Annotated in this window: 22 protein-coding genes; 14 read left to right on the plus strand and 8 right to left on the minus strand. The window is 33.9% G+C overall.

The window, feature by feature from the left end:
- Positions 1-94: 94 nt before the first annotated feature.
- From I5M07_RS01330 to I5M07_RS01365, 8 genes are all read left to right on the plus strand, one after another.
- Positions 95-2,473 (plus strand): heavy metal translocating P-type ATPase, encoded by a 2,379-nt coding sequence (locus I5M07_RS01330; RefSeq protein ID WP_200104390.1) that lies wholly within the window; start codon positions 95-97, stop codon positions 2,471-2,473.
- Positions 2,474-2,590: 117 nt separating this feature from the next.
- Entirely contained in the window at positions 2,591-2,776 is a 186-nt protein-coding gene (ccoS, locus tag I5M07_RS01335) for a cbb3-type cytochrome oxidase assembly protein CcoS (protein ID WP_200104391.1), read from the plus strand.
- Positions 2,777-2,784: 8 nt separating this feature from the next.
- On the plus strand, positions 2,785-4,974 hold the full coding sequence (gene ccoN, locus I5M07_RS01340; RefSeq protein WP_200104392.1) for a cytochrome-c oxidase, cbb3-type subunit I: 2,190 nt from the start codon (positions 2,785-2,787) through the stop codon (positions 4,972-4,974).
- Positions 4,975-4,978: 4 nt separating this feature from the next.
- Positions 4,979-5,155 carry a CcoQ/FixQ family Cbb3-type cytochrome c oxidase assembly chaperone gene (locus tag I5M07_RS01345; RefSeq protein WP_200104393.1) on the plus strand — a complete coding sequence of 59 codons (177 nt, stop codon included), beginning with the start codon at positions 4,979-4,981 and terminating at the stop codon, positions 5,153-5,155.
- A gap of 19 nt (positions 5,156-5,174) precedes the next feature.
- Positions 5,175-6,116, plus strand: coding sequence for a cbb3-type cytochrome c oxidase N-terminal domain-containing protein (locus I5M07_RS01350; RefSeq protein ID WP_200104394.1), 942 nt, complete (start codon positions 5,175-5,177; stop codon positions 6,114-6,116).
- A gap of 3 nt (positions 6,117-6,119) precedes the next feature.
- Positions 6,120-7,538, plus strand: coding sequence for a cytochrome c oxidase accessory protein CcoG (gene ccoG, locus I5M07_RS01355; protein ID WP_200104395.1), 1,419 nt, complete (start codon positions 6,120-6,122; stop codon positions 7,536-7,538).
- Positions 7,539-7,545: 7 nt separating this feature from the next.
- Positions 7,546-7,995 (plus strand): FixH family protein, encoded by a 450-nt coding sequence (locus I5M07_RS01360; protein ID WP_200104396.1) that lies wholly within the window; start codon positions 7,546-7,548, stop codon positions 7,993-7,995.
- A 21-nt stretch (positions 7,996-8,016) separates the two neighbouring features.
- A complete protein-coding gene (locus tag I5M07_RS01365; RefSeq protein WP_200104397.1) occupies positions 8,017-8,718 on the plus strand; it encodes a sulfite exporter TauE/SafE family protein in 702 nt (233 codons plus the stop codon).
- On the opposite strand, the gene I5M07_RS01370 is transcribed toward I5M07_RS01365, so the two are convergent.
- The 5 genes from I5M07_RS01370 to prfB all read right to left on the minus strand — a co-directional run bounded on the left by I5M07_RS01370 (position 8,715) and on the right by prfB (position 14,193).
- Positions 8,715-9,293, minus strand: coding sequence for a uracil-DNA glycosylase family protein (locus I5M07_RS01370; RefSeq protein WP_200104398.1), 579 nt, complete (start codon positions 9,291-9,293; stop codon positions 8,715-8,717). The two genes, I5M07_RS01365 and I5M07_RS01370, sit on opposite strands and share 4 nt — an antisense overlap.
- Before the next feature lie 2 nt (positions 9,294-9,295).
- A complete protein-coding gene (gene hemN, locus I5M07_RS01375) occupies positions 9,296-10,660 on the minus strand; it encodes an oxygen-independent coproporphyrinogen III oxidase (protein ID WP_200104399.1) in 1,365 nt (454 codons plus the stop codon).
- Positions 10,661-10,783: 123 nt separating this feature from the next.
- Positions 10,784-11,206, minus strand: coding sequence for a DoxX family protein (locus tag I5M07_RS01380; RefSeq protein WP_200104400.1), 423 nt, complete (start codon positions 11,204-11,206; stop codon positions 10,784-10,786).
- Positions 11,207-11,323: 117 nt separating this feature from the next.
- Positions 11,324-12,952: an acyl-CoA carboxylase subunit beta gene (locus I5M07_RS01385; protein ID WP_200104401.1), complete on the minus strand. Its 1,629-nt coding sequence runs from the start codon at positions 12,950-12,952 to the stop codon at positions 11,324-11,326.
- Between the two features lie 142 nt (positions 12,953-13,094).
- Positions 13,095-14,193, minus strand: a protein-coding gene (gene prfB, locus I5M07_RS01390) for a peptide chain release factor 2 (RefSeq protein WP_200104402.1) whose coding sequence is annotated in 2 segments (ribosomal slippage) — positions 13,095-14,129 and positions 14,131-14,193 — 1,098 coding nt in all. Because the reading frame shifts where the segments join, the coding sequence is not laid out codon by codon here.
- Positions 14,194-14,333: 140 nt separating this feature from the next.
- On the opposite strand from prfB, the gene I5M07_RS01395 reads away from it, so the two are divergent.
- The gene (locus I5M07_RS01395; protein WP_200104403.1) at positions 14,334-15,359 is read left to right on the plus strand and encodes a threonine aldolase family protein; all 1,026 of its coding nucleotides are present in this window, start codon (positions 14,334-14,336) and stop codon (positions 15,357-15,359) included.
- Positions 15,360-15,377: 18 nt separating this feature from the next.
- Here I5M07_RS01395 and I5M07_RS01400 read toward each other — a convergent pair whose 3' ends face one another.
- From I5M07_RS01400 to aroC, 3 genes are all read right to left on the minus strand, one after another.
- A complete protein-coding gene (locus tag I5M07_RS01400) occupies positions 15,378-17,582 on the minus strand; it encodes a response regulator (RefSeq protein WP_200104404.1) in 2,205 nt (734 codons plus the stop codon).
- A gap of 105 nt (positions 17,583-17,687) precedes the next feature.
- Positions 17,688-18,974 carry a dicarboxylate/amino acid:cation symporter gene (locus tag I5M07_RS01405; RefSeq protein WP_200104405.1) on the minus strand — a complete coding sequence of 429 codons (1,287 nt, stop codon included), beginning with the start codon at positions 18,972-18,974 and terminating at the stop codon, positions 17,688-17,690.
- Positions 18,975-18,996: 22 nt separating this feature from the next.
- Positions 18,997-20,055 (minus strand): chorismate synthase, encoded by a 1,059-nt coding sequence (aroC, locus tag I5M07_RS01410; protein ID WP_200104406.1) that lies wholly within the window; start codon positions 20,053-20,055, stop codon positions 18,997-18,999.
- Between the two features lie 186 nt (positions 20,056-20,241).
- On the opposite strand from aroC, the gene I5M07_RS01415 reads away from it, so the two are divergent.
- The 5 genes from I5M07_RS01415 (at position 20,242) to fabG (ending at position 24,714) form a co-directional block, all read left to right on the plus strand.
- Positions 20,242-21,093, plus strand: coding sequence for a UDP-2,3-diacylglucosamine diphosphatase (locus I5M07_RS01415; protein WP_200104407.1), 852 nt, complete (start codon positions 20,242-20,244; stop codon positions 21,091-21,093).
- Positions 21,094-21,187: 94 nt separating this feature from the next.
- Positions 21,188-21,625 (plus strand): hypothetical protein, encoded by a 438-nt coding sequence (locus I5M07_RS01420; protein WP_200104408.1) that lies wholly within the window; start codon positions 21,188-21,190, stop codon positions 21,623-21,625.
- A 159-nt stretch (positions 21,626-21,784) separates the two neighbouring features.
- Positions 21,785-22,279 carry a hypothetical protein gene (locus tag I5M07_RS01425; protein ID WP_200104409.1) on the plus strand — a complete coding sequence of 165 codons (495 nt, stop codon included), beginning with the start codon at positions 21,785-21,787 and terminating at the stop codon, positions 22,277-22,279.
- Positions 22,280-22,424: 145 nt separating this feature from the next.
- Positions 22,425-23,741, plus strand: a complete 1,317-nt coding sequence (locus I5M07_RS01430) for a Na+/H+ antiporter NhaC family protein (RefSeq protein WP_200104410.1) — start codon at positions 22,425-22,427, stop codon at positions 23,739-23,741.
- A gap of 226 nt (positions 23,742-23,967) precedes the next feature.
- The gene (fabG, locus tag I5M07_RS01435) at positions 23,968-24,714 is read left to right on the plus strand and encodes a 3-oxoacyl-[acyl-carrier-protein] reductase (protein WP_200104411.1); all 747 of its coding nucleotides are present in this window, start codon (positions 23,968-23,970) and stop codon (positions 24,712-24,714) included.
- Positions 24,715-24,797 lie beyond the last annotated feature (83 nt).

Consider the following 24,797-nt stretch of genomic DNA (forward strand, 5'->3'; position numbering starts at 1 on the left):
TAACTTAGTTATACCTTAAATAGAATTGATAAATATCATAAAATAACTAAATGCGATTCTTAAACTTTGTAGAAAACTAAAGTAAAGCCGATTTATGAGCATTCAGACTTGTTTTCACTGCGGATTAACCATTTCAAAAAACGATTTATTGCTTTTTGATGATAAAGAATTTTGCTGTAATGGATGTAAAACAGTCTACGAAATTTTTAGTAGTAACAATTTAGATGGTTACTATGATTTTGAAAAGGCTCCAGGTGCCACGCCATTAGATATTCAAGGAAAATATGATTTTTTAGACAACGACAACATCACCTCTAAAATATTGGATTTTAACGAAGAGCATACAGCTATCGTTTCGTTAACTATTCCACATATACATTGTAGTTCTTGCATATGGATTTTAGAAAACTTACAAAAGCTTCAATCAGGAATTACTCTTTCTCAAGTCAATTTTCCGGAGAAAAAAGTACGTATTAATTACAATTCACAACAAACCACCTTAAAGGAAATTGTGTATTTATTAAGTTCAATTGGATACGAACCGTACATTAGTTTAGATAATTATGAGTCCGGGAAAAAGAGTCAAAATCGCAGTTTAATTTACAAATTAGGCGTTGCCTTTTTTTGTTTTGGAAACATAATGTTATTGTCGTTTCCAGAATATTTTGAGGTAAACGAATATTGGTTAGACAATTACAAACCCTTTTTTAGAAGCTTAATTTTTTTATTGAGCTTACCAAGTTTATTGTATTCTGCAAGTGATTATTACGTATCGGCTTATAAGAGTCTAAAATCAAAAATATTGAACATTGATGTTCCAATTGCCTTAGGAATAATTGTCATGTTTTTAAGGAGCACTTTCGATATTATTATGGATTATGGTTCGGGCTTTTTTGACAGTTTAACAGGTTTGATTTTTTTTATGTTGCTCGGTAAAATGTTTCAAATTAAAACCTATAGTTTTTTGAGTTTTGAGCGCGATTTTAAATCCTATTTTCCAATTGCAATAACGCGAATAAGGGCTAATAAAGAAGAAAGTGTTCCTGTGTACGATATCGAAAAAGGCAATCGATTATTGATTCGAAACCAAGAATTAATTCCGGTTGATGGGATTTTAATTAGCGAAAACACTGAGATTGATTACAGTTTTGTGACAGGAGAAGCCATTCCGATTAGCAAAAAATCGGGGGATAAAATTTTCGCAGGAGGAAAACAAATTGGAAAAGTAATCGAAATGGAAGTTTTGCATTCGGTATCGCAAAGCTACTTAACACAATTATGGGGAAATGCAGTTTTTCAAAAAGAAGTAGAGCAAAAATACCAAACATTAACCGATAAATTAAGTCACTATTTTACACCCATTTTATTGCTTATCGCGTTTTTAGGATTTGGATTTTGGATTTTTAAAAATGTGACAACCGCGTTTAATGTTTTTACAGCGGTATTAATTGTAGCTTGTCCTTGCGCTTTAGCGTTAACTGCACCGTTCACCTTTGGTAATATTTTAAGAATTTTAGGAAAAAAACAATTCTATTTAAAAAATGCTTTAGTAATAGAACAATTGGCCAAGGTGGATACTATTGTTTTTGATAAAACAGGAACGTTGACCTCAAATAAAAAATCTAAAATTTCGTATGAAGGAAAACTATTGTCGTCACTTCAGTTGCAATTGCTAAAGAATATCGTTCATGCATCCAACCATCCGATAAACCGAATGTTATATGATTTTTTACCAGAATCCGACCGAATAAGTGTTACAAGTTTTGAAGAAATTACCGGTAAAGGAATTTTAGCCACTATTGAAAATATACCATTTAAATTAGGTTCTGCCGATTTTGTTTTAGGAATACCAGATTCGAATGCAATCCAAACAACCTTACATATAGAAATAAATAATGAATATTACGGTAAATATTTATTTAAAAATGAATATCGAGAAGGTTTAAGTTCTTTATTTCAGCAATTAAACAAAAAATACAATTTAAAAGTCTTGTCGGGTGATAACGAAGGAGATAAAGACACCTTGGTTAGTATTATGCCTTCTGAAACTACTTTTAATTTTCATCAAAAACCGGAACAAAAACTGGAGTTTATTAAAAAATTACAAGAACAAGGACACAATGTAATGATGGTGGGAGATGGTCTTAATGATGCTGGTGCATTAGCTCAAAGTAATGTTGGAATTGCAGTATCCGAAAATGTGAATGTTTTTTCTCCCGCTTGCGATGCTATTTTGGATGCCAATCGATTAAAAAATTTGAATAATTTTCTAAATCTATCACATAAAGCCACCAAAATAATCAAAATGAGTTTTGTTATTTCTTTATTATATAATGTGGTGGGGTTATCATTTGCATTAACAGGAAACTTATTGCCGTTAGTGGCAGCCATCATTATGCCTCTCAGTACTATTACAATTGTCTCATTTGTAACTTTAATGAGCAACTACTACGCAAAAGCTAATTTAGAATAGTACTAAATAATAGTAAGAAATTTTTTTATAAATTTAACATAATTAACTGATTATGATAATTATCATATTTTGTTAAAAAGCTCACTGTTAAATTTGTTAACATATTATTAGCATATTATGAGTGTCATCTATTTACTTATTGCTATCAGTATCGTTATAGCCATCGGTTTTTTTATTGCTTTTATAATAGCGGTAAAATCAGGTCAATACGATGATGATTACACCCCTTCAGTTCGAATGCTTTTTGACGACGAATTACAATCTACTCCAAATAAAACAAAACAATCAAACCAAGAAAAATAATTTTAATTATGGAAATGCAGCAATTTTACTACGACAACAAAATTGTAAAAAACTTTATCTACGCTACCATTGTTTTTGGTGTAGTGGGAATGTTAGTCGGTTTATTAGTCGCCTATTTTTATTTATTTCCAAATCTAACCGATGGAATATCTTGGTTAAGTTATGGTAGGTTACGTCCTTTACATACCAATGCGGTAATTTTTGCCTTTGTAGGAAATGCCTTTTTCGCGGGAATGTATTATTCCATTCAACGTTTGCTAAAGGCAAGAATGTACAGTGATTTTTTAAGCAAATTGCATTTTTGGGGATGGCAATTAATTATCGTGGCGGCTGCCATTACCTTACCACTTGGCTATTCTTCATCTAAAGAGTACGCCGAATTAGAATGGCCAATTGATATTGCTATAGCCATAATATGGGTAGTGATGGGTATTAACATGATAGGAACTATGTTGCGTCGTAGAGAACGTCATTTGTATGTTGCCATTTGGTTTTATTTGGCCACTTTTGTAACGGTTGCTGTATTGCATATTTTTAATAATATCGAATTGCCTGTTTCTGCATTTAAAAGTTATTCGGTGTATGCGGGGGTTCAAGATGCTTTGGTGCAATGGTGGTACGGACATAATGCAGTAGCTTTTTTCTTAACGACACCTTTTTTGGGTTTAATGTATTATTATGTTCCTAAAGCCGCAAACCGACCAATTTATTCTTATCGTTTATCAATTATTCACTTTTGGTCGTTAATTTTTATTTATATCTGGGCAGGGCCACATCATTTGTTATATTCGGCTTTGCCAAATTGGGCACAAAATTTAGGGGTAGCTTTTTCAATCATGTTATTAGCACCCTCTTGGGGTGGTATGATTAATGGGCTTTTAACTTTAAGAGGGGCTTGGGATAAAGTAAGAGTAGATCCAGTTTTAAAGTTTTTTGTAGTAGCCATCACGGGTTACGGAATGGCTACATTTGAAGGACCTATGTTATCTCTAAAAAATGTAAATGCAATAGCCCATTATACCGATTGGATTATTGCTCACGTACACGTAGGAGCTTTAGCTTGGAACGGATTTATGACCTTTGGGATGGTGTATTGGCTAATTCCGAGACTTACTAAAAACAAATTACACTCTGTAAAATTGGCTAATTTCCATTTTTGGATTGGTACCTTAGGAATAGTATTGTATGCATTACCGATGTATGTAGCAGGATTTTTACAAGCCTCTATGTGGAAACAATTTAATCCAGATGGAACTTTAACTTACGGAAATTTTTTAGAAACTGTAACGCAAATAATGCCCATGTATTGGATGCGTGCTATAGGAGGTACTTTATACCTAACCGGTATGTTGGTTTTAGTTTACAATATTGTTCAAACTATTCGTAGTGGAAGTACAATCGAAGATGAACTGGCTCAAGCTCCGGCTTTAGAGACTATTAGTAGTAAACGTTTAAGAGGTGAAAAATACCATTCTTGGTTAGAGCGCAAGCCAATTCAATTGACCATTTTGGCTACAATTGCTATTCTTATTGGGGGTATTATTCAAATTGTACCTACTATAATGGTAAAATCAAATATTCCAACCATATCAAGCGTAAAACCATACACTCCTTTAGAATTAGAAGGCCGTGATTTGTATATTCGAGAAGGTTGTGTGGGTTGCCACTCTCAATCAGTTAGACCCTTCAGAAGCGAAGTCGAACGTTATGGACCGCAAGCAAAAGCAGGAGAATTTGTATACGATCATCCTTTTTTATGGGGCTCTAAACGAACAGGTCCCGATTTGTTGCGTGTAGGAGGAAAATACAACGACAACTGGCATTTTAATCATTTTTGGAATCCACAAAGTATTTCAGCTGGATCCATAATGCCAAGTTACAAATGGTTGTTTGATAATAAACCTATGGATATTTCTTTGACTCAAAAGAAAATGAAAACCATGGTTACATTAGGTGTTCCTTACACCGAAGCAGAAATTGAAAATGCTCCGGCAGCCATGAAAGCGCAAGCCATGCAAATTGAAAAAAGTTTAGAAAACGATCCAGATTTTGTTGCTAGTTATGAAGATAGTAAAAAGAAAGCAGCAGCTCGTGGCGAAAAATTTGTACCCATGAACGAAAGAGAAATTATTGCCTTAATTGCTTACATGCAACGTTTAGGAACCGATATAAAAGTAAAAGATAACGCTAAAAAATAAGACTATGTTTGAACAAATTAAACACAATATGGAAACCATAGCGGGCGTAGCAATTTATCCCGTTCTTTCGCTATTGATCTTTTTTATCTTTTTTGTTTGTTTGGGTTTTTGGGTTTTTTCATATAAAAAAGAAAAAATAGAAGAAATGAGTCAAATTCCATTAAATGACAGTGTTGTTTAATATTTAAAAGCTAATCAAAATGAAAAAAATAGTTCCAGTATACGTTCGAGTTCCCTTCATTTTCTTTGCCATTTTTGGATTGATGGAATTTTTTATTGACTCGGGAGACAAACCTGCTTTTATAAAATACCCAATGGTAAGTGTGTTTTTAGCAGTCTTTCTTTTTCTGTTAATTGCAATCGAAATAACCATCAGCGCTATCGAAAATGTTACCTATAGTTTGTTAACAGAGGAACAAAAAGCCAAATTAATCGAAGAAGAAAACATTTCCTTTAGAGAAAAAAAATGGTACAAAAACTTAATGCGTCGCTTAACAAAATCAGAACCGATTGAAAACGAAGGTAGTTTACTGCTTAATCATGACTACGATGGTATTAAAGAATTAGATAATAATTTACCACCTTGGTGGGTGTATTTATTTTACGCAACCATTGTTTTTGCAGTTGTTTATATGTTTAGATTTGAGGTTTTTGGAGATGATAATCAGGAAGATGAATTGCGTAAAGAATTGGCTCAAGCTAAAATTGAGGTAGACGAGTATATGAAAACTGCACCTGATTTAATGGATGAAAACAGCGTGACTTTATTGACTGATCCCGCCGATTTAGATGCTGGGAAAGGAATTTTTGTTACCAATTGCGTAGCTTGTCATAGAGCTGATGCGGGTGGACAAATCGGACCAAATTTAACAGATACTCATTGGATTTTGGGTGGTGGAATTAAAAATATTTTTCACACCATTACTAATGGCGGTCGTGATGGAAAGGGGATGATCGCTTGGAAAGCTTCCTTAAAACCGAAGGAAATTCAAAAAGTAGCCAGTTACATTATTTCATTGCAAGGTAGCAATCCCGCTGATCCTAAAGCGCCCGAAGGAGAAGTTTGGGTGGATGAAAATGCTCCTCAAGATGCCAATACAACAACTGCAGCTGTTCAAGACTCAACTGCTATAAAAAAATAAAAAATGGCAACCGTACAAAACGAATCGTTTAGAGATACCATTGGAACTTTGGATGAAGAAGGGAAAAGAAAATTCATTTTTCCGAAGAAACCATCCGGAAAATTCTATGATTATCGTAAATGGGTGAGTTATGGTTTGTTAATTATACTTTTTGCCAATCCGTTCATAAAAGTAAACGGAAATCAATTTATGATGTTCAATATTTTAGAACGTCGTTTTAATATTTTTGGATTTCCATTTTGGCCACAAGACTTTTATTTATTTGTAATTTGTATGGTCATTGGAGTGGTTTTTGTCATTCTTTTTACAGTCGTTTTCGGGAGAATTTTTTGCGGTTGGATTTGCCCTCAAACTATTTTCCTAGAAATGGTTTTTAGACGAATTGAATTTTTAATTGATGGAGATAGGGGAGCGCAAATGCGATTAGCTCGGCAAGAATGGAATGCCGAGAAAATTAGAAAAAGAGTCTTTAAATGGTTCATTTTTTTTGTTATTTCTTTTTTGATAGCCAATGTTTTTTTAGCCTATTTGGTCGGAAGTGACCAATTGTTCTTGATGATAGAAGAAGGACCTATAAAACAATTACATAATTTTATTGCATTGCTCATTTTTACCGGAGTATTTTATTTCGTATTTGTTTGGTTTCGTGAGCAAGTTTGTATAATTGCTTGTCCTTACGGGCGTATGCAAGGGGTTTTATTAGATAACAAATCCATCAATGTGGCTTACGATTTTGTTCGGGGCGAAAAAGAAGTTGGTAGAGCAAAATTTAATAAAAAAGAAAATCGGGAAGCTACAGGAAAAGGCGATTGTATTGATTGTCATCAATGTGTGCACGTTTGTCCGATGGGAATTGATATTAGAAATGGTGTTCAATTAGAGTGTACCAACTGCACCGCTTGTATTGATGAATGTGACACTATAATGGAAAGCGTTGGATTGCCAAAAGGGCTTATTCGGTACGCAACCGAAGACGAAATTGAAAAAAAAGAACCTTTCCGTTTTACTGCTCGAATGAAAGGGTATACAGCTGTTTTGACTATTTTAATTGGTGTTTTAATCGGAATGTTGTTTTTAAGAAACGATGTTGAAGCTGTTGTTTTGCGTTTGCCTGGTCAATTGTTTGAGCACAAAGGAGAAAATATAAGCAATGTGTACACATACAAAATTATCAATAAAACGATGAAAGATTACAACGATATTCATTTCGAATTAATTGATCAAAAAGGCAGTATTCGAAATGTGGGTAATTTACATTTTAAAGTTAAAAAAGAAGAAATTTCAGAAGGTACTTTGTTTATTGAAATTAACCGAGCCCTTTTAGAAAGTGATAAAACTAAAGTAAAAATTGGAGTTTATAATGGTTCCGAATTATTAGAGACTACAAGTACAAATTTCTTAGGACCAAGAACTTTTAACTAAATTAAATATGAAAATAAATTGGGGAACCGGAATTGTGATTGCTTTTGCGTTATTTATCACCTTCATCATGTATTTTGTGTATAAGGTTCAATCCGATTCAAAATACGATAATGATTTAGTGGTTGAGGATTATTATGTGCACGATATGGCATTTAGCGATGAAATGAAACGTGCTGAAAATGCAATCCATTTAAAAGAAAAACCGCAAATTCAATACAGTCAATCAGCTGTAATTATAAATTTTCCGGAAAGTTTTAATGCTTCTGAGATTAAAGGTAACGTAGCTCTTTATAGACCTTCAAACAAAAAATTTGATTTTCAATCTGAGATAAAATTAAAAGATTCCCAAATGATAATTGAAAATAAAAAACTTATCAAAGGATTATGGAAAGTGAATATGGAATGGGAATATCAAGGGAAAAAATTTCTTTCACAAGAATCAATTTTCGTCGATTGATAACTATTTGAAACAAAATAAATGATTTTTACGGCTTTTATATTTGGTTTGTTAAGTAGTTTTCACTGCATCGGAATGTGCGGCCCTATTGCGGTTATGCTTCCGTTAGATCATCATAATGCTAAAAAAAAAGCGATACAATTAATCACTTATCATTTAGGAAGGTTAACAACGTATACCTTTATGGGTATTGTGTTCGGTTTGTTTGGCAGAGGTTTATTGGTGGCTGGTTTGCAACAAAATTTATCCATAATTATCGGTATTTTGATGATAGTTGTTATTTTAATTCCGGAAAAAAAATTAGCTGGTTACAATTTATCGAGACCTGTTTTTAGCTTTGTTGGGAAAATAAAATCAAAACTCGGAAAGCAATTTCAAAACAAAAGCTACAGTTCTATTTTTACAATTGGCATTTTAAACGGAATGTTGCCCTGCGGAATGGTGTATGTGGGTTTATTTGGCGCTTTGGCTATGCAAAGTGTAAGTTGGGGTGCTGTTTACATGCTGGCATTTGGTTTAGGAACATTGCCTTTAATGAGCGCTGTAGTTTATTTAAAGGAATTTATTTCGGTTTCTTTTAGAAATAAAATCCAAAAAATAATTCCATATGTTGGGGTTTGCATCGGAATTTTATTTATTCTTCGGGGTTTAGGCTTAGGAATTCCTTATATTTCACCTTCTTCAGTAAGTTTGTTTGTTCAAGAAATTCCACATTGTCGTTAGTCTTTAAAAAGAATTTGATGCACTATTTTTTGTAATTCGGGTATAATTGTAGTTTCAAACCAAGGATTTTTTTTCAGCCATATTCGGTTACGAGGAGATGGATGTACCAACGGAAAATAATCAGGTAAAAAAGATTCAAAATGACTTACGTTTTCGGTAATGGTTTTATAGGCTTTTTTTTGAAGGTAATATTTCATTGCAAATTGCCCAATCAAAATAATTAATTCCGGATTTTCGATTGCTTCAAAAAGGGGAGGATGCCAAGTAGGAGCACATTCTTTTCGAGGTGGAACATCACCATATTTTTCGCTGCCTGGAAAACAAAATCCCATCGGAATTAAAGCAAAATTAGAGGTGTCGTAAAATTGTTCTCTCGAAACCCCCAACCAATTTCTTAAGTTATCGCCACTCATATCATTCCAAGGTGTAAGGCTATCATGCGCTTTTCGTCCAGGTGCCTGACCAACAATTATAATTTTACTTTTAGAGCTTGCCGCCATTACTGGTCTAGGAGCGATAGGCAAAAACTCTTGACATAAAGTGCAATCTTTAATTTTTTTTAAAAGTTCGTCCATAATTATATTGTCATCGAAAATAAAGGTGTTTCAGGAATTTTTCTTTTTAATCGCAAATCAAAAGCCATGCAAATATTATGGACAAATGCTTTTCCCTTTGCAGTAATTTTAAGTGATGAAGGATCAATTGTAACGAGATGATCTTTTTCCATTTCACGTAACTGTGCTAAAATATCTGGCAATTCGGGTAAATTGTTATCCTTTTCTGACCACGAGGTTTCAAAATGACACATTAAATTTAGGATATGTTGGCGAATAATAAGGTCTTCTTCCGTTAAAATATGTCCTCTATCAATAGGTAATAAATTATTTTTTAAAAGTTTGTAATAATCCTCGATTGACTTTACATTTTGAGCAAAACTATACCAAGTATCACCAATAGAAGAGACTCCCAAACCAATCATTAGTTGTGTTTTTGAGGCACTATATCCCATAAAATTGCGATGTAGGTTTTTATTTTTCATGGCTTGATGCAAGCTGTCTTTGGCTAAAGCAAAATGATCCATTCCAATTTCGTGATAACCATAATCTCCCAATAATTTTTTTCCGAACTCGTACAAAGCTCTTTTGTCATTCTCTTTTGGTAAATTTTTCTCATCATAACCACGTTGCCCATTTCCTTTTATCCAAGGAACATGTGCATAGCTATAAAATGCCAATCGGTCGGGCTGTAATGCTTGTGTTTTTTCGATAGTATCTTTTACGTCGTCTATTTTTTGAAAAGGGAGTCCAAAAACTAAATCATGACCAATAGAAGTGTAGCCCAATTCTTTTGCCCACAAAGTCACTTTAGCAACATTATGAAAAGGCTGAATTCGGTTAATTGCTTTTTGCACTTCTTCGGCATAATCTTGAACGCCAAAACTAACTCTTCTAAAACCCAAATCGTATAATGTTTTTAAGTGCTCGTAGGTAGTATTATTGGGATGACCTTCAAAACTGAATTCGTAATCAGGAGCTTTTGTTGCGGTAATTAAAATGCCCTCAATTAATTTTTTTAAATTTTCCGGCTTAAAAAAAGTGGGAGTACCACCACCTAAGTGAATTTCTTTGATAATAGGCTTTTGATGTACTAAATCACAGTATAAAATCCATTCTTTTAAAACAGCATTAATGTAGTCGTTTTCTACATGGTGATTTTTGGTTATGCGTTTAGTGCAACCGCAAAACGTACACATACTTTCACAAAACGGCAAATGGATATACAAACTGATTCCATCGTTAGCGTTACTTTCGGCAAATGATTTTTGAAAAGTTTGCAGCCATTGACAGTAGCTAAAATCGGTTTCGTTCCAAAACGGAACTGTGGGATAACTCGTATAACGAGCACCAGGAACATTGTATTTTTGAATAAGAGAAGTTGCCATAATTGCCAATATTGTTATGACAAATTTAGAGGCTAAGGGTCTGACTAACTATGATAATTATCAGCAATAAAGAATATAAAAGAGAAAAAAAGCGCTCTTTTATATTCTTTTAATTTCAATTATTTATTGATTCATTTTGAAATAATAATCAGCCGAATGTTTACCGCTACCGTAAACAAAGAAAAAAATACAAACTAATAATGCAATTAAAGCTACAATAAGATGTTCGGAGGTACGTGTTCCTAAAATATTAACAAATACAGCTCCTAACAAAATCGGGATTTGTGCTGCCGTTGCCCATCGGGTTAATAATCCGAAAGCAATCATAATTCCACCAATCATGTGCGCGGGGGCAATGTAATGCAACAAAAACATTCCGCCACCAAACCTATCAATTGGGGAAATTAATTCTTGTAAATAATGCGCATTACTTACAAAAGAAATTCCTTTCATAAATAAAAAAACGCCAAAAACTATCCGAAATAAATCGAGCGAAAAATAAGTATGCGAATTTGCCCACTTATTCATTTTTTTTACACTTTCCATATCTATCAGAATTTAATAAAAACAACAACTAATTTACTGATTTTTAATAATATGTAAAAAATTTAAGCGTTAAAAAATGAAAATAAAAATTTAAAGACGTTATACTTACAGAATTGTTTAAACTTGAATAACCCCCAAATTAAATGGTTTTTGAATAGGCGCTTGATTGGCCGCTTCAATACCCATAGACAGCCAAGTTCGGGTTTCGAGCGGATCTATAATAGCATCTGTCCAAAGGCGAGCAGCAGCATAATATGGCGAGGTTTGTTCATCATACCGTCCTTTAATTTTAGAAAAAAGCTCCTTTTCTTTAGCTTCATCTATTTCTTCGCCTTTATTTTTGAGAGCCGAAGCTTCAATTTGAGTTATAACTTTTGCAGCTTGTGTTCCCCCCATAACAGCCAATTCGGCACTTGGCCACGCAAAAATTAATCTAGGATCAAAAGCTTTTCCGCACATAGCATAATTTCCGGCTCCGTAGGAATTTCCAATAATTACTGTAAATTTCGGCACAACCGAATTGCTAACAGCATTAACCATTTTGGCTCCGTCTTTGATAATTCCGCCATGTTCCGATTTTGAACCAACCATGAAACCCGTTACATCTTGAAGGAAAACAAGCGGAATTTTTTTCTGATTACAATTGGCAATAAAACGAGTGGCTTTATCGGCACTATCAGAGTATATAACACCTCCAAATTGCATTTCGCCTTTGGCTGTTTTTACTACTTTTCGTTGATTGGCCACAATTCCCACTGCCCAACCTTCAATACGAGCATACCCTGTAATTAAGGTTTGTCCATAATTTTCTTTATAAGCTTCAAATTCGGAATTATCGACCAATCTATTGATGATCTCCATCATATCGTATTGTTCGTTTCGGGCTTTAGGCAAAATTCCGTAAATATCTTCTGGATTTAATTTAGGTGAAACCGATTGAATTTTATTGAAACCAGCCTGATCAAAAGAACCAATTTTAGAAACAATATTTTTTATTTTATCTAAGGCAGCCGCATCATTTTCGGCTTTGTAGTCGGTCACACCCGAAATTTCACAATGCGTGGTAGCGCCGCCAAGGGTTTCGTTATCAATAGTTTCTCCAATAGCGGCTTTTACTAAATAACTTCCAGCCAAAAAAATACTGCCTGTTTTGTCTACAATCAATGCTTCGTCGCTCATTATCGGAAGGTAAGCGCCACCGGCGACACAACTCCCCATAACTGCTGCTATTTGGGTAATTCCCATACTGCTCATTTGAGCGTTGTTTCTAAAAATTCGGCCAAAATGTTCTTTATCCGGAAAAATTTCATCTTGCATTGGTAAATAAACACCTGCGCTATCTACTAAATAAATAATAGGAAGCCTGTTTTCCATTGCGATTTCCTGCGCGCGAAGGTTTTTTTTACCGCTTATAGGAAACCAAGCACCTGCTTTTACAGTAGCATCGTTGGCTACAACAATACATTGTTTTCCTTGTATATATCCAATTTTTACAACCACTCCTCCCGAAGGGCATCCGCCGTGTTCGGCATACATTCCTTCTCCGGCAAAAGAGCCAATTTCAATCACTTCGGCATTTTTATCCAATAAATAATCAATACGTTCTCTGGCAGTCATTTTGCCTTCTTTGTGAAGTTTTTCTATTCTTTTTTCTCCACCTCCGAGCTTAACTTTCGAGAATTTTTTTCTTAAATCGGCAAGAAGTAATTTATTGTGATCTTCGTTTTTATTGAAGTTTAAATCCATAGTTATAAAGTATATTTTCAAAAAATGTCTTGGCTAATTTACAAATTCTAAAAGGATAAAAACGATTCTGAGTACGGAATCAGATTATATAAAATGAAAAAGACAGAAGAAAACTTCTGCCTTTAAAAATGGTTGAATATTATTATTCGGTTTCTTTTTGTCCCATCATCATTAAAAAAGCCTTTAAGAACGCATCAATTTCTCCGTTCATAACACCATCAACATCGCTGGTTTCGTATCCAGTTCGAACATCTTTAACCAATTTATAGGGTTGCATTACGTAATTTCGAATTTGTGAACCCCATTCAATTTTCATTTTACCGGCCTCAATATCGGCGCGCTGTTCTTGGCGTTTTTTTAATTCAATTTCATATAATTGCGAGCGTAACATTTGCATGGCACGTTGACGGTTGTCTTGCTGCGAACGAGTTTCGGAACATTGAATTTGAATTCCGGTTGGTTTATGCACCAATTGTACCTTTGTTTCTACTTTGTTCACATTTTGTCCACCAGCACCGCTCGATCTAGAAGTGGTTATTTCGATATCAGCTGGATTAATGTCAATTTCGATACTATCATCAACCAAAGGATACACATAAACCGACACAAACGAAGTATGGCGTTTGGCATTACTATCAAAAGGGGAAATGCGCACCAAGCGATGAACACCATTTTCTCCTTTTAAATAACCAAATGAATAATCGCCTTCAAATTCTAGCGTAACCGTTTTTATACCCGCAACATCGCCTTCTTGAAAGTTGAGTTCTTTAATTTTATAGCCATTTTTTTCGCCCCACATCATATACATTCGCATTAACATAGAGGCCCAATCGCAACTTTCGGTACCACCAGCTCCGGCTGTAATTTGTACAACAGCGCTCAAACTATCACCTTCGTCCGAAAGCATGTTTTTAAATTCGATGTTTTCGATATGCGTTTCGGTAGCAAAAAACTGTTGGTCTAGTTCCTCGGCCGTAAGTTCGCCTTCTTTGTAAAACTCATAAGCCAGCTGTAATTCTTCATTTAGTGTAATGGCTTTGTCGTAATCTTCAATCCATTTTTTCTTGTTTCGAAGATTTTTGATAATTATTTCGGCTTCTTTAGCATTGTCCCAAAAATTAGGTGCAAAAGTTTTTTCTTCTTCGTTTGCAATTTCAATTAGTTTAGCATCAACGTCAAAGATACCTCCTCAACGCACCAAGGCGCTCCACAATACCTTTTATTTGTTCGGCTGTTGTCATAAATTAATACTTTTTTTATAAGATTCTTAAGTAACTTTCGTTTAAAATTTCGGGAGTAGTAAATCCTTTGCAAAATAAGAGGAATTACTTGTCCGAATATGTATTTTTGTATCACAAAAGTAAGATTTAGTTTTTAGAATATGGAAATAAATTTAGTAAGCGATACCATCACCAAACCAAGCATCGAAATGCTTCATTATATGTTTAATGCGCAAGTAGGCGATGATGTTTACAAACAAGACCCTACCGTTATTGCATTAGAGAATAAAGTGGCAGCTCTGTTTGGAATGGAAGCTGGACTTTTTTTTGCGTCGGGGACTATGGCCAATCAGGCGGCAATTAAATTGCATACGCAACCGGGTGAGCAACTTATAGCTGATAAATATGCGCATGTTTTTAATTATGAAGGCGGAGGTGTTTCGTTTAATAGCGGTGTTTCTTGTTGTTTGTTGGATGGAAATCGCGGAATGATTACGGCCGAGCAAGTAGAAAGTGCTATTAACGATCCCGAATTTTATCACAGTCCGTTAACGAGTTTGGTATGCATTGAAAATACCACCAATAAAGGAGGAGGAGCGTGTTATGAAATTGAAGAATTGATTAAAATAAAACGTGTTTGCGAAAAACATGGCTTGAAATACCATTTAGATGGAGCCCGAATTTGGAATGCTTTGATAGCAAAAAAACAAAATCCAAAAGACTTTGGTCGTTTATTCGATACTATTTCGGTTTGTTTATCAAAAGGTTTGGGGGCACCGGTTGGTTCGGTTCTACTTGGAACCAAAGCCGATATGAAAAAAGCATTGCGTATTCGTAAAATTTTAGGGGGCGGAATGCGACAAATTGGCTATTTGGCAGCAGCAGGTATTTATGCTTTAGACCACAATATTCAGCATTTAGCTAATGATCATAAAAAAGCACAGGAAATAGGAGCTGTTTTAAGAACTAAAAATTGGGTAGCCAATGTAGAACCGATAGAAACCAATATTCTAATTTTTACAGTTCAAAAACAATACGACGAACGTTGGATTATTGAAAAACTACAACAAAAAAATATTTTTATTAGTGCAATGGGACAAGGAAAACTCCGAATTGTGACCCATTTGGATTATCGTACGGTAATGCATACGTATGTTTTAGAAACACTACAAAAATTGGATTTTTAATTTAAAAAGTATAAAGAATTATTTTGGAATGGTTTTGTAAACCAGACAATTGATGATTTTGAACAATTTTAGTGGGTCAAATGGTTTTATAATAATATCATTCATTCCCGAAGCCAAAGCTTCTTCAACAATTTCTTCTTTATCAAATGCCGTTAGTGCAATAATTGGGGTTTTAACTCCCATTTTTCGGATTCTCTTAGTGGTTTCAAATCCGTTTAAAATAGGCATATTAATATCCATCAAAATAACATCAAATTTTTCAGTTTTGAGTATTTCAATAGCCGATAAACCATCTTCCACAATTTGACAGGTATAATTGTTTTTTTCAATGATTTTTTTGGTAACAATTTGGTTAATGGTATTGTCTTCTACCACTAAAACATTTACTATAATATTAGAAGTTAAATCAACTTCAATGGCGTTAATAATTTGATTGTATTTCACTTCGTTGTGTTCAAAAGCGATGGTAAAAGTGAAGGTAGTTCCTTTATCCACCTCACTTTTTAGTGTAATGGAACTTTTAAACAAACTCAAAAGACGTTTTACTATAGCTAGACCTAAACCAGTTCCTTGATAGTCAGTGTTTTTTCGACTTAATTGTACGAATTTTTCAAAAATTTTCTCTTGATCAGCAAGTGGAATTCCTATTCCAGTATCTTGAACTTGAAATTCAATATGAAATAAATCGCCTTCTGTTTTAACTAGTTTTGCCTTTATTGTAACAGTTCCGTTTTTAGTGAATTTTAGTGCGTTATTAACCAAATTCATTATTATTTGCGAAAGACGTAATTTATCGCCAATTAGGTATTCCGGTATATTTGGGTCGGTATAGGTTATGATTTCGTTGTGGTTGTTTTGTGCTAAAAAAGATAAGGCGTTAGTAATCAGATTTATTTCATCCGATAGGTTAAAGACCGTAGTTTCTAAAACTAATTTTTTCTCTTCAATTTTATTAATTTGAAGAATATCGTTTACTAAAGTTAACAGATAACGGGCCGAAAATTTTAGTGATTTTAAATGTTTACTATCCGATAATTCTTTATGTTCTTCTAGAATCATGTTGGTGATTCCGATAACACCATACAAAGGAGTCCTAACTTCGTGGCTGATTGTAGAAATAAATTGTGTTTTTAGTTTAGAAGCTTCTTCGGCTTGTTCTTTTGCTTCTTGAAGGTCTTCATTGGCTTTCATTAACTTGGCGTTCAAACGTTTTTTGTAATTCACGTTTATGAATAACGATCCAATTAAAACTAAAAAAATAAATGAAATAGAAAGAAATAAAAAACTGATGAGTTTTGACTTTTCGAAATTTTCCTTCTGAATATCTTTTTCGTTTTCAATTTTACTTATTTCCCTTCGGTATTCATCCAATTCTAAATTTGCACTTTCGGCTTCGGTTTTACTAAATAATTCTACATCATTAAGTTGCTTGGTAATTGAATTGTATTGACGTAAAGCAGCATACGCTTGTTCGAATTTTTTTTCAGCATTCAAAAATTTAGAATATTCTAAATAAGCGAAAGACAAATCGGAATCTTTTTCCCATTTTTTTCCTTCTTCAATTGCTTTTAAAAAATAGGAATCGGCTAATTTTGAATGGTTTTGATGTCTTGCAAACATTCCGTTTACCAAATAAAAAACGGTAGATGTAGTAGGAGAGAGGTATTGATTCTGATTTTTATTAATGACTTGCAAATATTTCTTACCGTTTTCAAAATTTTCAATTTCAAAAAAAGCCCAACAAATATTTAAATTGGTAGTGAAAACGGACTCGTAATTTTTAATTTTTTTTGCGAAGGCTAGTGCTTTTTTAAAATGATTAAGACCCCGTTGGTGTTGCTTTTTTTCGAAAAAATAAATTGTACCGAGATTATTATTTATTTTATATTTCATTACATCATTAGCCGTTTTTTCGGCAAATGAAAGCGCTTTTTCATAATAAAAAATACCTTTGGTGTATTGCGAAAGAACGTGATAATTGGCTGCAACAATATTATAACACTTAGCGGTTAAAACATTATCTTTTTGCTGAATGGCATAATTTAAAGCCACTCTAGAAGTTAGCAATGATTTTTGATAGTCTGATTTATTGAAAAACGCAACAGCGCTATCGGTCAAGGTTTCTATTTCGACAGTTTCAACTGATGCAGTCTGGGAGAAAGCATGTATTGTAGTACTATTAAACAATAATACTAGGAATAAAACAAATCGGATTTGAGGCATATCACAAGAATTGTTTTATCAAATATAAGTTAAAATGTTTATATAGGTCGAGAAATTTAAATTGTTTTTTATAAAAAAAGCATCCTTAAAAAGATGCTTTTAAAACTATTTTAAATCTTCTAATTGAGGCTCAAAATCACCTTCCCATTTTCCAACTACTGATGTTGCTAATGCATTTCCTAACACATTTGTTGCCGTTCGGAACATATCGCAAAAATGATCAATTGGCAAAATCAATGCAATACCTTCTATAGGAATGTCGAACATGCCACACGTAGCAGCCACAACCACTAAACTGGCGCGAGGAACTCCTGCAATACCCTTACTGGTTAACATTAAGACCAATAACATGACCATTTGCGTTCCTAAATCTAAATGTATTCCGTAGGCTTGTGCAATAAACATACTGGCAAAAGTCATGTACATCATACTTCCATCTAAATTAAAAGAGTAACCTAAGGGTAGCATGAAAGAAACAATTTTATCTTTTACTCCAAATTCTTCTAGTTCTTCTGTTAATTTAGGAAATACAGCTTCGCTACTGGTTGTTCCGAAAGCTACAATTAAAGGAGTGATAATTCTTTTTAATAACAAGTTCATTCTTGATTTTAAAAAAACATATCCAATAGCAATTAAAAAAATCCAAAGTGTTCCAATGCCGATTAAAAAGGAGCCAAAAAATTTAAAGTATGTTATAATTAATTCTTGAAAATCACGTACCGCAAAAACACCTGCAATTGCTCCAAAAACTCCGATAGGTGCAAAATTCATTACGTAATTAACCATTTTTAAAACAATATGTGATGTTTTATCTAATGCTGTAATTACGGGTTTTACTGTATCTCCTAAAGCAGCAGCCGCTAATCCGAAAAAAATAGAGAAAATTACAATTTGTAAAATTTCGTTGGTTGCCATAGCTTCAATAACACTTTTGGGAACAATGTGTTCAACAAAATTTTCAAAAGTAAGGGTTTGTGTTTTTCCTGTTACTTCTGCGGCTGTTCCTAAATCAATATGAGGTAAATTTAAACCAACTCCCGGCTGTAAAATATTAACATAAAATAATCCTATTAATAATGAAATAAAAGAGGCTGTAAAAAACCAAGCGAGCGCTCTTCCTCCAATTCGTCCAACGGCTTTTATATCGCCTAATTTTGCAATTCCAACTACCAAAGTTGTAAAGACTAGCGGAGAAATAATCATTTGTACCAATCGGATAAAGATGGCAGCCAACATTTTAATCTTTTGACTAAAATTTTCAGCACTTTCAGGAGAAATGGATTTGTGTAAAATTATTCCTAGTGCCGCACCTAATACCATCGCAATCAAAATTTGACCTGTCAAGCTTTTTATGAAAGAAGTTTTTTTGTTTTCGGTATTAGGATTATTCATGTATTTGTTTATTTAAAAATTATTAGTATGTCTTATTAATCAAATAAAAGTCGGCTAAAACAATGGCCGCCATTGCTTCTACAATTGGAACGGCTCTAGGAACCACACAAGGATCGTGACGCCCTTTTCCGGTCATTGGTGTAATTTCACCTTTATTATTTAACGAATCTTGCGTTTGCATAATGGTAGCAACAGGTTTAAAAGCTACTTTAAAATAGATGTCCATTCCGTTGCTAATTCCACCTTGAATTCCTCCAGAAAGATTGGTTTGCGTAGTTCCATCTGGATTGTACAAATCATTGTGTTGACTTCCTTTCATTTCGGCACCTGCAAATCCGCTACCGTATTCAAAGCCTTTTACCGCATTAATAGAAAGCATGGCTTTGCCCAATTCAGCATGTAGCTTATCAAAAACAGGTTCTCCTAGTCCAACCGGAACGTTTTGAATCACGCAAGTCACAATTCCGCCAACGGTATCACCTTGTTTTCTTATTTCACGAATGTATTCTTCCATTTTAACAGCGGCAGCTTCATCGGGACAACGAACGGGATTGTTTTCGGTTAAAGACAAATCAAGTTCCTTGTAATTTTTATCTAAATGAATAGGACCAACCGAAGAAACATAAGCGTTTATTTTAATTTCGGGTAACATTTGTTTGGCAATTGCGCCCGCCACTACACGGCTAGCAGTTTCGCGTGCTGAACTGCGTCCGCCCCCACGATAATCTCTAAAACCATATTTTTGGTCATAGACATAGTCGGCATGACTAGGTCTGTAATTGTCTTTTATATGCGAGTAATCATCCGATTTTTGATTGGTATTCGGGATAATAAAACCAATTGGCGTTCCTGTTGTTTTTCCTTCAAATATTCCGGATAAAAATTGTACTGCGTCTGGTTCTTTACGTTGCGTAACAATGGCCGATTGACCTGGTTTTCTGCGAGCCATTTCTGTTTCAATTGCTTCAAAATCAAGTGTTATTCCCGAAGGACAACCATCAATTATTCCGCCTAATGCTTCGCCATGAGATTCACCAAAAGTGGTTATTTTATAGAGTGTTCCGTAGCTGTTTCCTGCCATTTTAGTTAGTTTTGGACAAATGTAAGTTTTATGAATTAAAATTAAAAATTTATGACTCGGATTCGATGGTTTTAATCATTTGCATGTTACAATTTAGTAACGCCAACCTTCAATTGATAACTTTAATTTAAAACGCCATCCACTTCCAATATTTTATATTTGGATAAATACTAACAATTTACCAAATTGAAAAAAAGAAATATTGAAGTAGTGGTGATTTCGGATGTTCATCTAGGAACGTATGGCAGTCATGCTAAGGAATTGTACAATTATTTGTCGAGTATCAAACCTAAAATATTAATCTTAAATGGCGATATTATTGATGGTTGGCAATTTAGAAAATCATATTTCCCAAAATCGCATTTAAAAGTTATTCAAAAAATAATCAGTTTTGCTACAAAAGGCACTAAAGTATATTATGTTACGGGTAATCACGATGAAATTTTACGAAAGTTTAGCGAAATGTTTATGGGAAATTTTTCTCTGGTAGATAAATTAGTTTTGGAACTCGATGGTAAAAAAGCTTGGATTTTTCATGGCGATGTTTTTGATGCCTCGGTACAACATTCAAAATGGATTGCAAAATTAGGAGGCTTGGGCTACGATTATTTGATTCTTTTAAACCGATTTATTAATTGGATGTTGGCTAAAGTTGGTAAAGAACCGTATTCACTTTCAAAAAGAATTAAAGCCAGCGTAAAAAAAGCAGTGAAACACATTTCTGATTTTGAAACTACCGCAACCGATTTGGCTATCGAAAAAAAATACGATTACGTTATTTGCGGTCATATTCACGAGCCAAAAATCACAAACGTAACCAATAAACAAGGAGCAACTTTGTATTTGAATTCTGGCGATTGGGTCGAAAACTTGACCGCTTTGGAGTATCGAAAAAAAAGATGGAAACTCCATTATTACCAACAAAATAAGATTGAAACCAACGACGACGATCTTTTTGAAATGGAAAATTTAATATCAAACATTGCTCACTTAGAACAAGTTAATGTTAAGGTAAGTTTAAATTCCTTAAAAAAATAAGAAAAATATTCGGATTTTTTTGTTAATTTTAATTATGATTAATTCATTTAATTTTTTAAATAAAAGAATAAACTTTAATTAAAATTCGAAAATTATGAAAAAATTAGCCTTATTATTTTGTTTTTTCTTCACTATGCAAATGGTTTCAGCTCAAGAAGTTGGAGTGCGGTTTGGGAGTGGTAGTGGTGGTGATTTTGCTGTAGATGGTGTTTTTGGTCTCGGAAAATTTAGCCGAATTCATGCTGATGTTTCCTTTGGTGACGGCGGAGTAGGAATTGATGCACTTTGGGATTTTTTATATCGCCCTTTAGGTGGTGAAGCATTTAATTGGTATGTTGGAGTAGGACCTTCAATGAATATTGACGATCCGTTTTGGTTAGGAGTTAGTGGCGAAATTGGTTTGGAATATCGTTTTAAACAAGTTCCCATTGTTTTAGGAGTGGATTGGAGACCTACTTTTTGGATAATTGATGATACCGATTTTAGTGCCGACGGATTTGGTATTAATATTCGATATAATTTCGGTAAGTAATTCATATCGAATATGCTAACAAAAGCGGCTAATTCTTTTTTAAGATTTAGCCGCTTTTTTAATAATTAAGCAAACTGATAATTCTGAAAAAAAATGATTTAATGATATAATAAAGCAGTATTTTTTTGGTTTAGTTTTGTCTAAAAATAAAATCAAAATATGAAAAAAATCATTTTATCAGCCATTATGTTAGTTGCAATAGGGTTTGCAGCACAGGCTCAAAGAATTTCAAAAAATGCATTGGGTTTTCGAATTAGTGATAACGACGGTTTTGGTGGCGAAATTTCGTACCAAAGAGCAGTTTCATCAGGTAATCGTTTAGAATTTGATTTGGGATGGAGAAATAGCAATCATTATGATGCATTTAAAGTAACAGGATTGTATCAATGGGTTTGGAATATTGAAGGCGATTTTAATTGGTATGCTGGAGTTGGTGGTGGATTAGGTAGTTGGGATCACAACCATCACGATAATCACCAATACGATGATAGCGGAACTTTTGTCTATGCAGCTGGAGATATCGGAATTGAATATGGTTTTAAAGAAGTGCCAATTTTAATTTCGCTAGATGCCAGACCAGAAATTAGAACGGGTTATCATGATGATGACAATTTCGGATTTGATGTTGGTTTAGGTATTCGCTACCAGTTTTAATTTCAAAAATAAATAAGTAATAACGCCTATAGTTTATAAAAGCTGTAGGCGTTATTATTTATGTGTGAATTTCAGCAGCGGTTTTTTGTACAAAGAAAGAGTATCTTTGCCGACATTATCAAAATTTATAAGCGGTACGGTTATTATGAAAAATAGTTTAAAAGCAAATGCGAATGGTTGGGCTTTATTTCCTTTGCTGATTTTTATCTTCACGTTTTTAGGAGCAGGTATCTTTTTGAATGATTTTTACGCCCTATCTTCACCTGTTGCAGTTTTAGTGGGTATAGTGGCTGCTTTTATTTTATTGAAACAATCGTATTCTTCTAAAATTGATACGTTTATTGCCGGTTGTGGCGAAAGTAAAATTATGACCATGTGTCTTATATATTTGCTTGCGGGTGCTTTTGCAACAGTGAGTAAAGCTACGGGAGGTGTAGATGCGGTGGTGAATTTTGGAATTAGTACTGTTAATGTGTCTTATTTTCCGTTGGGAATATTTTTAATTGCCGCTTTTTTATCAACCGCCACGGGTACTTCGGTGGGAGCAATTGTCGCTATTGGACCAATTGCTGTTCGTTTAGCAGAAACTAGTGGTGTTTCGCTACCTTTATTAGCAGGCGCTTTATTAGGTGGTTCCATGTTTGGTGATAATTTATCCATGATATCCGACACAACTATTGCTGCCACGCAATCTTTAGGTTGTAAACTAAAAGATAAATTTAAAATCAATTTGTTTATTGCGCTACCGGCTTCTGTAATAACGGTCTTGCTGTTATTTTATTTAGGTTTTAATTCAGAAATAGCCACAACGCCTATTGTGGTACAGGATTATAATATTTGGGTGATCATTCCATATTTGGTCGTGGTTATTTTAGCACTTTTGGGTTTAAATGTTTTTTCGACTTTATTTTTCGGAACTATTTTAGCAGGTTGTATTGGCTTTATGAATGGTGATTTTACACTTTTGGGTTTTTCTCAAAAAATATATGAAGGTTTTACTAGTATGACCGATATTTTCTTATTATCCATGCTTACAGGCGGATTGGCCGCAATGGTAGATAAAGCGGGCGGAATTGACTTTGTTTTGTATCATATCAAAAAAACAATCAAATCTAAAAAATCGGCTCAATTGGGAATTGGAACTTTGGTTGGATTTGCCAATTTAGCAATTGCTAATAACACCGTGTCAATTGTGATTACTGGTGGAATTGCAAAAGAAATTAACGATGAATACAATTTAGATGCTCGAAAAACAGCTACCATTTTGGATATTTTTTCGTGTGTTATTCAAGGTATTTTGCCTTATGGTGCACAGGTTTTGTTAATTTTGAGTTTTGCTGCTGGCAAATTAAATTTTTTCGATTTGTTTGAAAATGCTTGGTACCACTTATTTTTATTGGTTTTTACTTTAATGGCCATTTATTTACCCGCTTGGGATAAAGCGATCAATAAGTATATTTAATCAATCAAAACAATCTCAATGCTTGTTGGTTTTTTTTTAAAAGGGAATATCCTATATTTGGCAAGTCGTTTTTGGCACTGATAGGAAGGGAAGTTCTTTTTGTTTTTCTATAAAATGGAAGAGATTACTTCGTGAATTATATTGTTGCTTGTGGAGCGAATAGCAGAAATAGCTTCAAATATATAGCTAACTCTAATCTAAAATTTAAATTAAATTATTTTTTAAAATGAAATTACTTGAAGGAAAAGTTGCCATAATTACGGGAGCTAGTCGCGGAATTGGTCGCGGAATTGCAGAAGTTTTTGCTAAAAACGGAGCCAATGTTGCTTTTACCTATAGCGCCTCTGTGGAGTCGGCAAATGCGCTTGAAGCTGAATTAAATGCTTTGGGTGTTAAGGCAAAAGGTTACCAATCGAATGCGGCTGATTTTAACGAAGCACAAAGTTTTGTAGATGCTGTTTTAGCTGATTTTGGTACAGTTGATATTTTAATAAATAACGCCGGAATTACTAAAGATAACTTGTTAATGCGTATGTCTGAAGCTGATTTTGATCAAGTTGTAGATGTTAACTTAAAGTCAGTTTTTAATATGACTAAAGCCATTCAAAAAACTTTTTTAAAACAACGTGCCGGTTCTATTATCAACATTAGTTCGGTTGTGGGAGTTTCAGGTAATGCAGGTCAAACCAATTATGCCGCTTCAAAAGCAGGAGCAATTGGTTTTACTAAATCCGTTGCATTAGAGTTAGGTTCTCGTAATATTCGTTGCAATGCCATTGCGCCTGGTTTTATTGAAACTGAAATGACGGCTAAATTGAGCGAAGAAGTTGTAAAAGGTTGGAGAGAAGGAATTCCGTTAAAAAGAGGTGGAACTACCGAAGATGTTGCCAATGCTTGTTTGTTCTTAGCTTCTGATATGAGTTCTTACGTAACGGGCCAAGTTTTAAATGTTTGCGGAGGAATGCTTACTTAGTATAAAGTAAAAGCATTCATTCATTTAAGAATTTAAAGATTTATATTACTCTCTTAATAATTTTTTTAATCTTTAAATTTTTC

Origin of the sequence: Flavobacterium agrisoli (assembly GCF_016522065.1) — a bacterium.
GTDB classification, from domain to species: Bacteria; Bacteroidota; Bacteroidia; order Flavobacteriales; family Flavobacteriaceae; genus Flavobacterium; species Flavobacterium agrisoli.